Raw genomic sequence first — 14,014 nt, 5'->3', positions numbered from 1 at the left:
TTTAAGGATGTATTCGTTTTTCTTCAGATGCTAGGAAATCTTCAAAGTCCTGAACGGGTTTTCGTTTGGCATAATAGAGAAATGCGAAACCTAGCAAGAATAGAACGCCGGTGACCAGGAAGACGGAAGAAATACCAATATAACCACTGATAATCCCACCGAACATTGGACCGATAATATTCCCGAGAAAACGGAAGCTCGTATTATAACCCATGACTTCACCTTGAATATCGATGGGTGCTTCGCGTCTAACCAGTGCAGTCGTTATGGGAATCATTCCACCAAGTGCTATTCCGAACAGCAGCCGCCAGAAAATAAGCTGCCATAGCTCTGTCACGAAAGCTTGCGGTATGATAAAGACGAATGATAAAATCAGCAAAACGGAAAGAACCTTTTCATAGCCGATATCGTCGCCGAGCTTACCCCAGCGCCGTGCAAATAGGAGATTACCAACCCCCGCTGCACTGAAGGTGATACCGGCGAGGAACGCCACATCTTTCGCATCTGTCAGATGTGAAACATATAAAGAAAGAAGTGGCTGGATACTGAAGTTTCCGATCTGGATAAGTGCTGTTACAATCATGACATTTAACATAAGTCTGTGATGCAGAAGGCCACTTATTATTGACTTTCTGGAGTATTGAATTGCTTTCGGATTTTTAATCCGTTTCTGTTCTTTAATCCCGAATAGGACAATAAGTGCAGCGACGATAACGGAGATGGACGTAATGATAAAGGTGTACTGAAAGCCGAAAGTATCCGCAAGTAACCCCCCGAAAACTGGACCAAATAACGTTCCTGTAACACTGCCCATCTGTAGCGTACCGAGCATTTTCCCAGCTTCTTTTTTTGCGGTCTGTGAAGAAATAAACGCAAGTGACGTAGGTATAAATCCAGTGACAAGCCCATTTAAAAGACGTAGGAGGAAAAATGCCTCAACGGAATCGACAAATCCCATTAAAAAAACGGATGTTGCAATGCCGAATCCGTTGATGAGAAGGATAGGCTTGAAACCATACTTATCGGCGACCCGTCCCCAAACGGGAGACATGATAAAAGCGGTAACAAATGTAGCGCCAAAGATTAAACCAGCCCATTTTTGAACATATGCATCGGAATGGTCACCGAATGTTTCAATATAGAGAGATAAAAAGGGCATAATCATCGTCATGGTTCCAGCAACGAGCACGTTCGAAATCCAGATGATGATAAAATTCCGTTTTTGCACGTCCATATGAAAACCTTCTTTCTGCGTCGTGCCTTTAGATTAAGTATAAAACAGTTCGGTAAACGAAGGAAGTTTCATGCTTATTTATCGAAATAGAAGATATGATATGATAAACTGATTCGGGGTGAATCATAATGAGGAAAATAATTTTCTCCCTTCTAACAATTTCTATCAGTCTCTTACTATTATCCGCTTGCGGAAATGGTGCTACAGAGAACGAGAAACAAGAAGATGAAGTGCCTGTTGGTAAAACGCCAGCGGAAAAAAATAGTACTAAGAACTCAGAGGAGGCAACAACAATGTATCCACAATTATCGAATGAAGTAGCAGCAAACGAGGCGCTCGTTGTTATGAACACAACTATGGGGCCAATCAAAATCAAGCTTTTTCCTGAACAAGCACCAAAAACAGTTGAAAACTTCTTGACACATGCAGAAAACGGTTACTACAACGGCATTATCTTCCACCGCGTTATCGAAGATTTCATGATTCAAGGTGGAGATCCAACAGGTACAGGTATGGGCGGAGCTAGTATCTACGGCGATTCCTTCGAAGACGAATTCTCTGAAGAACTATTCAACCTAAAAGGAGCTCTTTCGATGGCAAACGCTGGTCCTGGTACAAATGGCAGCCAGTTCTTCATTGTTCATGCATCACAAGCTCCAGGTACAGTTGAACAAATGACAAAAGGCGGATGGCCTGCTGATATTGCACAAGCATACAGCGAAATGGGCGGAACACCTCACCTAGACCAAAAACATACGGTATTTGGCCAAGTTATCGAAGGCATGGATGTTGTCGATGCCATTGCAAAAGTTAAAAAAGGCCGTCAAGACAAACCAGTTGAAGATATTTCAATTGAATCTATCGAAATTCTTCAAAAGTAATTTTGATTATGTGAAATTAATAACGTAAGGAAGTGGATGGAAGTGAACGCTCTATTAATGCCGTTCCTTTACTTTCCGGAAGATAAATCAGAATACATCCCGGCTGCGTTATCGTTTGCAGCCTTCATGGTTCTCATGTTTTTCGCTTTTAGGTGGATTCGAAAAAATTCGAAGAAACAGGAATTGGAAACAAAAGAACTTGAAGAACGCATTTTGCGAGAACGCCGCGAAGCGAAAGAGAAACAGCATCCTCCCAACTGAGGATGCTGTTTTTTTTGTTGAAATGAGTAATCTTTAATTACAACTATTTCAATCACTCAATGCATTGATAAAGCGATTGACGCCATCTTTGACAACTGACAATGGTGTTGCCATATTCATACGAAGGAACCCACGTCCTGCTTCCCCGTACTTGGATCCAGGTTCGAGCGCAAGCTTCCCTTTATTCAAAAGCTTGTCCATTATTTCTTTTTCTGAAAATCCAGTACCACGGAAATCAATCCAAAGAAGATATGTCGCATGCGGTTTAGCTATTTTTAAACCAGGAATTGCTTTTGTTAATTCAAGAATTGCATAATCCATATTGTGTGAAATTATTTCCAACAGCTCCGTAAGCCAAGGTCCGCCTTCCTTGTATGCTGCAGTTAAAGCCACACTTGCAAATGAATTCAATCCCATCTGGCCGTGTGCCATGGCATTTAGTGAAAGCTTACGTCTCACATCTTCATCCGTCGCAATCATTACAGCAGCTTGAATTCCGGCAAGGTTAAACGTTTTTGTAGGTGCAACACATGTTATGATACGTCCGGCTTCTTCGCCAGCTACGGCAGCCAGTGGAATATGCTTATGTCCTGAGAAAACCAGGTCTGAGTGTATTTCATCCGATAAAATCAGTACATTGTATTTTGTACAGAGTCGCACCATTTCTTTCAGTTCGGCTTCTGTCCAGACGATGCCGCCAGGGTTATGCGGATTACATAAGATGAATAGTTTTACATCTTGCTGAAGGCTTTTCTCGAATTCTTCAAAATCGATGGAGTAAACGCCGTCGACTTCATTCATGATACATTCGACCAGGTTCCGTTCTTGACGTTTGGGAAGTTGGAAGAAAGGTGGATAGACGGGGGAAGTGACTAGGATTCCGTCACCCCTATTTGTAAACGTTTCAATTACTGAAGCGATGGCTGGAATAACACCTTGGTGGAATAACATCCATTCGTTTTTTGTATCCCAACCATGACGTTCAGAAAGCCACGAGCTAACTGCATCTTTACATTCATCGTGAATGTAAGAATAGCCGAATACGGCATGGTCGAGTCGTTCTTTCATGGCATTTACGACAACTTCAGGAGCGGCAAAATCCATATCCGCGACCCACATCGGTAAAATATCGGATGCATCTTCAATACCATAGACCATTTCCATTAAGTCCCATTTTGCAGAACGTGTTTTACGTCGTTCAATCACAAGTTCAAAGTTATTCATGGAAATCCCTCTTTTCTTTTTTCCTTACTATGTTATCATAGTCTAAAATAATGAGAAAAATAAGGTGATTCATCGTGCATACAATTGAAATGAATAAAAAGGCTGTTGCACTTCTTGAACAATGGGACCCATTCGAAGTCGGACCAAAAGCGTATGCACTTGAAATTGTCGATATCGTAGCGGATTTACATCGACTTGATCATCCTACAGACCTTGCAAAGCGAATTCGGGAAGTTTATGAACATTCCTATGAGCAATGGATTCCGATTGAAAACTGTGTACAAATTTCTTATAAGTTGCTAGCGATTAAATACGAGGCGAAATGTATCGTCTAACCTGTAGAGCTGTACCCGCATTCAAATGGGTATGGCTTAATTTTTACAATAAAACAACTTCGGATTGTGAAACAAATTTCAATACAGGATAATCTTTGATATAATTGAAATAATTAGAATTATGTACTGGAGGGGTGCCTGTGGAAGATGCCGAGTTGAGTCAAAAGGTGAGGGCTGGCGAGATAGACGCTTTTGAACAATGGATGGACATCTATTCAGGAGACATCGAGCGTTTCGCCATACAGTATGGCTGTACGTTAAAACAAGCTGTGGATGTAACGGGGGAAACATTTAGGAACTTTCACAATCAGCTAGAATCCCATGAATTTGAAAAGCCGCTTATTGAGACTTTATATAAACATGCAGTAAATATTCTATCAAATACGCGACTAGCCAATCCACCGAATGAGCCGATATTTCTTTTTGAAGAGGATCAAGAATTGCATAACAAGATTGTTATGCTTGAAACAGATAGGAAAGTGCCTTTTATTCTCTCGAAATTTCATCAACTGGATGAAATAGACATTGCAGTAATTCTGGATACTACTGAGGAAACTGTCGAACAAGCCATTGCGGAAGCATTTTACGACCTGGAAATCGCGTCGCTTGAAAAGAGGCTTGAATTCCTTGCTAAATCGTATGGACGATTAAAAACTACATTTAAAAAAGAACAGGTTTTTGCAGAGTCGCAGAAGGCAGTTCAGACGACTGGGAAAGCGGTACAATCGTATTCAAAGAAGTCCATGATTTCTTGGATTGCGGGAGTCCTTGTCCTTCTATCACTGCTGATTGTTCCTGTTGTGACAAGTGAGGAATATAAAAAGGCTTCTGCCGAAAAATATATTGAACGACTAAAGGCATCATTTGAAAAAGAAGTCGGAAATCGCTACACCGAACTGGGTCTGACTGAACCGACTGAAGATGGCGCGGAATTTAACCATATATATTACGGAAATCAACAACGAACTGATTTTGACTATATGATCCGTCGATACGAAAGTGTTTTAAGCAGTACTGGTAGCTTGAATAAGAAAAAGGTAGAAGAAGAGTATGGGGAAATAATCAAGTCATTGGAATTGCCATCTGAGATGACTAAACGGTTATTTAAAAAATCGCTGGCAGACGACTTGGAAAAAAGCAATGAATTTATGTTAGCTTATTTGGAAAAGATTTACCTAATTCAACAATCCTATTTCGCGATTCTCTACAAACACGAACAGATTATCGAGGATGCAGTAGATAACGGAATCATAGATATTGAAGGATTCATGAAACAAAAGGATACATATCCTGAAGGTTTACAGTTTGCCTTGGATGGCATGATTAAACAAAATATGTATCCGGTGTCCATAAAAAACTGGGCGCCTATTGCTCCTGTTTTTAAAAAGAATGAGCATAGCGCTAAAATTAGATCCTCTATCCACTCCGATCTTAGCGGCTATTTGACGGGTTTGGAAGCGACGCCGTTGGTTATGTATCCGGGTCTTGTGCATCCGCTAGAAGACTCAATCGACTATTTACTAGAAATAGAAAAAACGTTATTAGCCACAACGTTTACGGATGAAGTATTTCATAACCTGGGTTGGTCGTACAGTGAACTTTTTTACGAAATCATTGGGGGAACGGAGCCTGATCAGGTATTCGATACTAACGGTAAAGTGAAAATGGATTATCGAGCAGGATGGGAAAGAATCGCTAGTGCTGGAAAGAGTTCACCAGCGGCTTATCTTATGCAAACAATTAATTCAGAGATGAAATCGACGGATTGGACGGAATCGAATAGTCACAGCCGATTAGAAGCCTACGATGTTCATCAAGCATTGGAACTTGCAAAATCCGGGAGACTCGATACGTTTAGCATGCAAGGATTCAGACAAAATGCATCTGGCTTTGAAAGTGTGTCTTTCCCCGATACCTTCTTCGAGGACTTAGTTAAAGAGACGTACCATTCATTTTCATCAAATTACGACAAATCCACACTGCAAGGAATCAGTCCATTGGTCATTATCGGGGTATACTTATACGCAAATGAGCAAGAAGATTCCGAGACGATGTGGCAGCTTTACAGCACCAAAAATAATACGGCTACGCTTGAAGAATACACTGCTCAATGGAGTCGAGTGGAAATAGCAATTGATAGCTACGATGGTCTGCATTTCAATAGTGACGGAGAAACAACAGGTTCGATTGGATTTCAACAAGGAAATACGACAGCATATTTGGTTCAGATGGTTTTGGATGATGATACTGTATGGAGAATCAGTCATGCGGACTTAGATCTTTTACTGCACGAATTTGAGGATTAATATGTGTGGCAGTGTAATAGCGTTGAACCCTTTCAAACTGTCGAATTTTTGCCCGCTCACTTCAAACATGATATAATTTTAAGTGGCCTTAAGGGCAGAATCGATACCAAAATAGATTGGGAGCTGTTTTACATGGCGCAAAAATTCGAAGCAGGAGAAGAGTTTTCCGGCAAAGTAACGGGTATCCAACCGTACGGTGCATTTGTAGCACTTGACAATGAAACACAAGGACTTGTCCACATCTCTGAAATTACGTATGGTTTTGTCAAAGATATCAATGAATTTCTAACTGTGGGGCAGGAAGTACAAGTAAAGGTACTAGAGGTCGACGAAGCTGCAGGAAAAATCAGCTTGTCCATTAGAGCTCTTCAAGAAGCACCGGCTACCATCCGAAAAGACGAACGTCCACGCAAATCATTGCAAGCACGCGTCGATGAAAGCGATGCAGACGGATTCAACTCACTGAAAGAAAAACTCCAAGACTGGATTGAAAAATCAGGGCAATGAAAGAATAGCGTAAGCGCCTGTTCAGCCCCGAAAAGCGCTGGAAGGCTTGAAGATATAGGCGTTCTTTGCCTTTATCAGCAAGACTGAAGCGACTCGAGGGGCTAGGCGCTGAAGCTAGACAGAAAAAATGAGGAAGGAGGCAAACATGCCTTCTCCCTCATTTTTTTAATTTCCTCAAACGATATTGTAAATTTTGTCTGCTCATGCCAAGTGCTTGTGCAGTTTTTGTGATGTTTTCATTATTGAGTTTCATCGCTTTTTTTAAATAATAGCCTTCCGCTTCACGCAAAAACTGATCAAGCGGCAACAACTCTTTATCGGACTGCACAATAAAGTCCGTAGCCTGCGTCGGTTCCTCGGTAATCTCTGCGCCCTTCATCCTGAAATGCAACGGTAACAGATCATATGTAATGGCCATCTCAGTCGTGGCAACGGAAGAGATTTCATCCAGAAGAAATTCAAGTTCCCGCACATTTCCCGGCCACTCATATCCGAGGAATAAATCCTCAACTTCCACCGTGATCTCTTTAAGCGTAGAACCATACCGTTCACTCCGACGCTCTAAATAAGCCAAAACGAAAGGTAATATATCCTCTTTACGTTTTCTTAAAGGTGGAATTCGGATGGCGAAAGAAGCAAAGAAATAGTATAAATCCTTCAATAAAGCACCCGAAGCAATTAATTCCACTGGATCATCCCCGATACTAGCAATGAATTGCTTATTACTGTATGGATTTTCTAATAGTATTGCTAGTAATTTCTGTTGCAGTGGAATGGACAGCAAATCGATTCTCTCGCAAAAAAGAGTTAATGGTTCTGGTACGTTCAAATCTTTACCTAAACGATCTAATGCTAGTGGGTCTGAACTGTGACAGAATAGGGTATAAAATAGTGTGTTGGAAGTAGAGAATTCGTTATGTATACTCTCGGCGATAAGGTCTTTACCTGTTCCGGTTTCACCGATTAAAAGTACAGGTAATTTTGCTCGAGCTGCTTTTTTTGCAGTCGTAATAACCACTTTCATAGAAGGTGAGGAAGCAATAATCTGATTGAATGTCACTGGAACACTGTTTTTTCTAAACGGTTGAAGAATAAATCTTTCAAGTGCCGTAACGTCGCGGGCTAGTTCTACAGCTCCAATTAGAATTTCGTTGTCAAAAATCGGAAACGTATCATTAATTGTTGTAATTTCGGTACCGTTCCTATTCCAGTAAGTCTGTTTTACATTTAATTGCTCTTTGCCACTTTGCAAAACTTTTAAAAGTGTACTTTCCTCCAGGTCAAAATTGAACAGCTCTAAAATTGACCGATCAGCGACATCTTCAAGTGCGAGTCCTTCAATTTCTTTCATCTTTTCATTATAGATGACAGTTCTTCCGATTTTATCAACTGCATGTATACCAGCCGCTGCGCGACGCACCGCAAACTGATAAAAAGGGAAGAGTGAAATGTCGATATTCTTCAAAGTAATCACCTTCCAACTCCTATTTTTAAAAAAATAATGAATAATGCTTGATATCCGCAACAATCTTTTGCATTATTATATATGTAATCAAATACAATGTGCAAATAAATTTTGCGTCCTACTACTGAATGAGGAGGAATAATATGATTCCATATAAACATGAACCATTTACAGATTTCACAGTAGAAGAGAACAAACAAGCTTTTCTTGAGGGTATAAAAGTGGTTGAAGGTTATCTAGGACAGGATTATCCACTTATCATCGGTGGGGAACGCATCATGACTGAAGAAAAATTGGTTTCAACTAACCCTTCTAATAGAGAGCAAGTAATAGGTCGCGTTTCGAAAGCAAGCAAAGACCTTGCCGAAAAAGCAATGAAAGTTGCAGATGAAACATTTAACACATGGAAAAAAGTGAAACCTGAATTCCGTGCAGACGTACTATTCAAAGCTGCTGCAATCATTCGTCGCCGTAAACACGAATTCTCAGCACTCCTTATGAAGGAAGCAGGGAAACCTTGGAACGAAGCAGATGCAGATACAGCTGAAGGAATCGATTTCATGGAATTCTATGCTCGCCAAATGCTAGATTTGAAAAATGGTATTCCTGTTGTAAGCCGTCCTGGTGAATACAACCGCTTTGACTACATCCCTCTTGGAGTGGGCGTAATCATCTCGCCATGGAACTTCGCTTTCGCAATCATGGCTGGAACAACAGTTGCTGCTTTAGTTACAGGAAATACAGTTCTTCTTAAACCAGCATCGACAACTCCGGTTATTGCATACAAATTCATAGAAGTTCTCGAAGAAGCAGGAATGCCAGCGGGAGTTGTAAACTACATCCCTGGATCTGGTGCTGAGGTTGGCGACTATCTAGTTGATCATCCTAGAACACGTTTTGTTTCATTCACTGGTTCTCGTGAAGTAGGCTCACGCATCTATGAACGTGCAGCTAAGGTGAATAAAGGTCAAATTTGGTTGAAACGCGTTATCGCTGAAATGGGCGGAAAAGATACAATCGTTGTTGATAATGAAGCTGACTTGGAACTTGCTGCACAATCAATTGTAAAATCAGCGTTCGGTTTTAGTGGACAGAAATGTTCAGCTTGTTCACGAGCGATTATTCATGAGGATGTTTACGACCAAGTTGTCGCGCGCGTTGAGGAATTGACAAAAGAATTGACGTATGGCGATCCAGAAGACAACTCAAACTTCACTGGTCCAGTGATCGATCAAGCTTCATTCGACAAAATCATGAGCTATATTGAGATTGGTAAAGAAGAAGGACGGATTGTCGCAGGCGGAACTGGAGACAGTTCTAAAGGATTCTTTGTTGCTCCAACAGTTATTGCGGACTTGGATCCAACAGGTCGTGTTATGCAAGAAGAAATCTTTGGCCCTGTTGTCGGATTATCGAAAGCAAAAGATTTCACTGAGGCGATTGAATATGCCAACAATACAGACTATGGATTGACAGGCGCAGTCATTACGAATAACCGTTTTCATATTGAACAAGCTCGTGAAGATTTCCACGTAGGTAACCTTTACTTCAACCGTGGTTGCACAGGCGCAATCGTCGGTTACCAACCGTTTGGTGGATTCAATATGTCAGGGACAGATTCAAAAGCCGGCGGTCCGGATTACCTGCAACTTCATATGCAAGGGCAAACAACATCAGAAACACTGTAAGAAAAGCGTAGGTCGCCTGCTTAGACCCGAAAAGCGCTGGAGGAATTGGGATAAAGGCGTTCTTTGCCTTTTTCCCGATTCCGAAGCGACTCGAGGGGCTGGCGCCCGAAGCCGGGACAATAAGAAAAGCGTAGGGCGCCCGGAGCTAGACATGGATAAACAGGTCCATCTGCAGGGTGGGCCTCTTACATAATCAAAGGAGGTAAATAAGTGTCAGTCTCAGAAAAAATAATCCACAAAACGGAGAAATTCGGGGCAAATAATTACCATCCACTACCAATTGTTATTTCCGAAGCACAAGGGGTTTGGGTAAAAGATCCGGAAGGCAATAAATACATGGATATGCTTTCTGCGTACTCAGCAGTAAATCAAGGCCATCGTCATCCGAAAATTATTCAAGCACTTAAAGACCAAGCCGATAAAGTTACACTTACGTCACGTGCTTTCCATAATGACCAACTTGGTACGTGGTATGAAAAAGTTTGTAAACTATCAGGTAAAGAAATGGCACTTCCAATGAACACAGGCGCTGAAGCTGTTGAAACAGCTATTAAAGCGGCACGTCGTTGGGCTTATGATGTTAAAGAAGTAGCAGAAAATCAGGCAGAAATTATTGCATGTGAAGGAAACTTCCATGGCCGTACGATGTTAGCGGTCTCTTTATCATCAGACGCTGAATATAAACGCGGATTCGGTCCGATGCTACCAGGCATTAACCTTATTCCTTATGGTGATATCAAGGCACTTGAAGCTGCAATCACTCCGAATACAGCTGCATTCCTTATTGAACCGATTCAAGGTGAAGCAGGTATTATTATTCCCCCTGAAGGCTATATGAAAGCAGCGCGTGAATTATGTAAAAAGAACAATGTCCTCTTTATAGCGGATGAGATTCAGGCCGGCCTATGCCGTACTGGTAAAATGTTTGCATGTGAATGGGAAGACATGGAACCAGATATGTACATCCTGGGTAAAGCACTAGGTGGAGGCGTATTCCCGATTTCCTGTGTGTTGGCTGACAAGTCTGTTCTCGGTGTATTCAATCCTGGATCACACGGATCGACTTTCGGTGGAAATCCAATGGCTTGCGCAGTATCCATTGCTTCTCTTGAAGTGTTGGAAGAAGAACAATTGGCGAAACGCTCTCTCGAACTTGGAAATTACTTTATGGAAGAGTTAAAGAAAATTGATAATCCGTCTATAAAATCAGTACGTGGGCGCGGATTATTCATCGGCGTTGAATTGAAAGAAGCTGCTCGTCCATACTGTGAAGAGCTAAAAGAACTCGGCTTGCTTTGTAAAGAGACGCACGATACAGTAATTCGATTTGCACCACCACTTATTATTACAAAAGAAGAACTCGATTGGGCACTTGACAGAATAAAAAAAGTCTTTGGAAAATAAATTATTTGTCCAAATAAGTGTCTGTTATGTTACAATATATGCATAAGAAAAAATTATAAATCAAAGAGGCGAATCGTTGAATGAGTGAAAACTTGAATCTGTTTACGTCTACCCAAGAACTATTTAAAGATGCACTTGATAAATTAGGCTACGATGAAGGAATGTACGAACTTTTAAAAGAACCACTTCGTATGGTTGAAGTGCGAATTCCAATTAAAATGGACGATGGCAAAGTTAAAGTTTTCACGGGTTTCCGTGGACAGCATAACGATGCAGTTGGACCGACAAAGGGTGGCGTTCGTTTCCATCCAGATGTGACGCTTGATGAAATTAGAGCACTGTCAATGTGGATGACGCTTAAAGCTGGTATTGTCGATTTGCCATATGGTGGAGGTAAAGGTGGAATTATCTGTGATCCCCGTGAAATGTCAATGGGTGAACTTGAACGCCTAAGCCGAGGTTATGTTCGTGCATTAAGCCAAGTAATGGGACCTAATAAAGATATTCCAGCACCTGATGTATTTACAAATGCTCAGATTATGGCATGGATGATGGATGAATATAGTCGTATTGATGAGTTCAATTCTCCTGGTTTCATTACAGGTAAACCGATTGTTCTTGGTGGATCACAAGGTCGTGACCGGGCAACTGCGGAAGGCGTAACTATTATTATCAATGAAGCGGCAAAACGTCGTGGAATTGATATGAAAGGTGCAAAAATTATTATTCAAGGTTTCGGGAATGCTGGAAGTTTCTTATCCAAATTCCTTCACGATGCAGGTGCAAAAGTAATCGGGATTTCCGATGCATACGGAGCGCTTCATGATCCTGATGGTTTAGATATCGATTATTTACTTGATCGTCGCGATAGCTTTGGAACAGTAACAACACTTTTCGATAACACAATAACAAATCAGGAATTGCTTGAACTTGATTGTGATATCCTAGTTCCAGCGGCAATTGAAAACCAAATTACTGAAAAAAATGCACATAATATCAAGGCTAAAATCGTTGTTGAAGCAGCGAACGGACCAACAACGAGTGAAGGTACGAGAATCCTTAAAGAACGTGGAATTCTCTTAGTACCGGATGTTCTTGCAAGTGCGGGAGGCGTAACAGTTTCTTACTTCGAGTGGGTCCAAAACAATATGGGTTACTACTGGACTGAAGAAGAAGTGCGTGAAAAAATGACGAAAAAAATGGTTGATGCATTTGATAACGTCTATGCAACTGCAGAAACTCGTAACATAGACATGCGTCTAGCAGCATATATGATTGGTGTACGTAAAACTGCAGAAGCATCACGTTTCCGTGGTTGGGCATAAGTTAAATATAAAAGGCATCTCCCGTTTTATTAAGCGGGAGATGCCTTTTGTGATTTTTCCCAGTATCGTAACAATAGTGTTTTCATACGCACCCTTTAGAATTGCAAACTTGCTTATTGTTTTGGATAATGAAAAGAGTAGAAGGAGGTAATAATATGAATGAATTCATATTTCACAATCCAACAAAGTTAATTTTCGGGAAAAACCAAATTCAAAAGTTAACGATAGAACTAACGAATTACGGGAATAGAGTGCTTGTTGTTTATGGCGGTGGCAGTATTAAGAAGAATGGCCTCTATGATGAAGTAATGACGATTTTACGTGAAAACAATAACGAAATATTTGAATTAGCGGGTGTGGATCCGAATCCGCGCGTTTCAACCGCGCGTAAAGGTGCAGCGATTTGTAAAGAAAAAGATATTGACTTCATCCTAGCAGTTGGGGGCGGTTCAGTTATAGACTGTGTGAAATTGATTGCATCAGCCGCGAAATACGATGGTGACGCTTGGGATTTAGTCACGAAGAAAGCGTTAGCGGAAAACGCACTTCCATTTGGGACAGTTTTAACGCTTGCAGCAACGGGCTCAGAAATGAATGCAGGCTCTGTCATTACAAATGAAGAAACAGAAGAGAAATACGGATGGGGTGGTCCGTTCAATTTCCCGAAATTCTCAATTCTTGATCCGACATATACAATATCTGTTCCAAAAGACCAAACAATTTACGGTATTGTTGATATGATGTCACACGTATTTGAACAATACTTTAATAATGCTGAAAACACACCCGTACAAGATGAAATGTGCGAAGGCGTACTTCGTGCGATCATGGCTAATGGTCCGAAGCTGGTTGAAGATCTCACTAATTATGATTTGCGGGAAACGATTCTGTTTGCAGGGACTATAGGATTGAATGGTTTCCTTCAAATGGGTTATCAAGGCGACTGGGCTACTCATGATATCGAACACGCTGTATCCGCGGTCTATGATATTCCGCATGCGGGTGGACTTGCGATTCTTTTCCCACACTGGATGCGTCATAATGTCAAAAGTAATCCAAGACGATTTGCTAAACTTGCAGTCAACGTATTTGGTGTCGAGCCGGAAGGGAAACCTGAAGAAGAAATTGCTTTTGAGGGAATTGAACGATTGAGAGCATTCTGGACGTCAATAGGTGCACCTGAAACGCTTGCGTATTATAATATCGATGATTCCAAACTGGGTTTAATGGCAGACAAGGCAACCATCAATGGGCCACTTGGGAAATTCAACAGGCTTGAGAATGAAGATGTGCTTTCAATATTAAAAGCTTCGTTGTGAGAAATATGAAAACGTCACGTTGTGTTGTGACCCCTTAAAGTTAGAGTTTTATATTATGCAGCTAA

The 14,014-nt window shown here is 41.2% G+C and carries 12 protein-coding genes; 9 read left to right on the top strand and 3 right to left on the bottom strand.

Annotated features, from left to right (window positions below; translation table 11 throughout):
• Window position 1: 1 nt before the first annotated feature.
• Window positions 2-1,234 carry an MFS transporter gene (locus AC25Y5_RS13485; RefSeq protein ID WP_488140749.1) on the bottom strand — a complete coding sequence of 411 codons (1,233 nt, stop codon included), beginning with the start codon at window positions 1,232-1,234 and terminating at the stop codon, window positions 2-4.
• A 293-nt stretch (window positions 1,235-1,527) separates the two neighbouring features.
• Here AC25Y5_RS13485 and AC25Y5_RS13480 point away from each other — a divergent pair, with 293 nt between their 5' ends.
• Window positions 1,528-2,115 carry a peptidylprolyl isomerase gene (locus AC25Y5_RS13480; protein WP_482102354.1) on the top strand — a complete coding sequence of 196 codons (588 nt, stop codon included), beginning with the start codon at window positions 1,528-1,530 and terminating at the stop codon, window positions 2,113-2,115.
• Between the two features lie 36 nt (window positions 2,116-2,151).
• Entirely contained in the window at window positions 2,152-2,376 is a 225-nt protein-coding gene (locus AC25Y5_RS13475; protein ID WP_482105849.1) for a hypothetical protein, read from the top strand.
• A 48-nt stretch (window positions 2,377-2,424) separates the two neighbouring features.
• Here AC25Y5_RS13475 and AC25Y5_RS13470 read toward each other — a convergent pair whose 3' ends face one another.
• The gene (locus AC25Y5_RS13470) at window positions 2,425-3,600 is read right to left on the bottom strand and encodes a MalY/PatB family protein (protein ID WP_488140748.1); all 1,176 of its coding nucleotides are present in this window, start codon (window positions 3,598-3,600) and stop codon (window positions 2,425-2,427) included.
• A gap of 74 nt (window positions 3,601-3,674) precedes the next feature.
• Between AC25Y5_RS13470 and AC25Y5_RS13465 the strand changes: the two genes are divergently transcribed.
• From AC25Y5_RS13465 to yugI, 3 genes are all read left to right on the top strand, one after another.
• A complete protein-coding gene (locus AC25Y5_RS13465; RefSeq protein ID WP_488140747.1) occupies window positions 3,675-3,935 on the top strand; it encodes a DUF1871 family protein in 261 nt (86 codons plus the stop codon).
• A gap of 140 nt (window positions 3,936-4,075) precedes the next feature.
• The gene (locus AC25Y5_RS13460) at window positions 4,076-6,241 is read left to right on the top strand and encodes an RNA polymerase sigma factor (RefSeq protein ID WP_488140746.1); all 2,166 of its coding nucleotides are present in this window, start codon (window positions 4,076-4,078) and stop codon (window positions 6,239-6,241) included.
• Between the two features lie 132 nt (window positions 6,242-6,373).
• Window positions 6,374-6,748 (top strand): S1 domain-containing post-transcriptional regulator GSP13, encoded by a 375-nt coding sequence (gene yugI, locus AC25Y5_RS13455; protein WP_488140745.1) that lies wholly within the window; start codon window positions 6,374-6,376, stop codon window positions 6,746-6,748.
• A 157-nt stretch (window positions 6,749-6,905) separates the two neighbouring features.
• Here the strand turns inward: yugI and AC25Y5_RS13450 are convergent, their stop codons facing one another.
• A complete protein-coding gene (locus tag AC25Y5_RS13450) occupies window positions 6,906-8,213 on the bottom strand; it encodes an AAA-type ATPase lid domain-containing protein (protein ID WP_488140804.1) in 1,308 nt (435 codons plus the stop codon).
• Window positions 8,214-8,356: 143 nt separating this feature from the next.
• On the opposite strand from AC25Y5_RS13450, the gene pruA reads away from it, so the two are divergent.
• From pruA to AC25Y5_RS13430, 4 genes are all read left to right on the top strand, one after another.
• Window positions 8,357-9,901: an L-glutamate gamma-semialdehyde dehydrogenase gene (pruA, locus tag AC25Y5_RS13445; RefSeq protein WP_482105843.1), complete on the top strand. Its 1,545-nt coding sequence runs from the start codon at window positions 8,357-8,359 to the stop codon at window positions 9,899-9,901.
• Between the two features lie 210 nt (window positions 9,902-10,111).
• Window positions 10,112-11,305 (top strand): ornithine--oxo-acid transaminase, encoded by a 1,194-nt coding sequence (locus tag AC25Y5_RS13440; protein WP_488140744.1) that lies wholly within the window; start codon window positions 10,112-10,114, stop codon window positions 11,303-11,305.
• 80 nt (window positions 11,306-11,385) lie between these two features.
• A complete protein-coding gene (locus AC25Y5_RS13435) occupies window positions 11,386-12,630 on the top strand; it encodes a Glu/Leu/Phe/Val family dehydrogenase (protein WP_488140743.1) in 1,245 nt (414 codons plus the stop codon).
• A gap of 155 nt (window positions 12,631-12,785) precedes the next feature.
• Window positions 12,786-13,949, top strand: a complete 1,164-nt coding sequence (locus AC25Y5_RS13430) for an iron-containing alcohol dehydrogenase (RefSeq protein WP_488140742.1) — start codon at window positions 12,786-12,788, stop codon at window positions 13,947-13,949.
• Window positions 13,950-14,014 lie beyond the last annotated feature (65 nt).

This window comes from Sporosarcina sp. Y1011, from assembly GCF_057669885.1.
Note: the sequence above shows the minus strand (reverse complement) of the source record. Positions and strands in the feature narration are given on the sequence as shown.

Coding starts and splice junctions, on each gene's coding strand:
- AC25Y5_RS13485 (WP_488140749.1), bottom strand. CDS start 1,234: ATGGACGTGCAAAAACGGAATTTTATCATCATCTGGATTTCGAACGTG.
- AC25Y5_RS13480 (WP_482102354.1), top strand. CDS start 1,528: ATGTATCCACAATTATCGAATGAAGTAGCAGCAAACGAGGCGCTCGTT.
- AC25Y5_RS13475 (WP_482105849.1), top strand. CDS start 2,152: ATGGAAGTGAACGCTCTATTAATGCCGTTCCTTTACTTTCCGGAAGAT.
- AC25Y5_RS13470 (WP_488140748.1), bottom strand. CDS start 3,600: ATGAATAACTTTGAACTTGTGATTGAACGACGTAAAACACGTTCTGCA.
- yugI (WP_488140745.1), top strand. CDS start 6,374: ATGGCGCAAAAATTCGAAGCAGGAGAAGAGTTTTCCGGCAAAGTAACG.
- pruA (WP_482105843.1), top strand. CDS start 8,357: ATGATTCCATATAAACATGAACCATTTACAGATTTCACAGTAGAAGAG.
- AC25Y5_RS13435 (WP_488140743.1), top strand. CDS start 11,386: ATGAGTGAAAACTTGAATCTGTTTACGTCTACCCAAGAACTATTTAAA.
- AC25Y5_RS13430 (WP_488140742.1), top strand. CDS start 12,786: ATGAATGAATTCATATTTCACAATCCAACAAAGTTAATTTTCGGGAAA.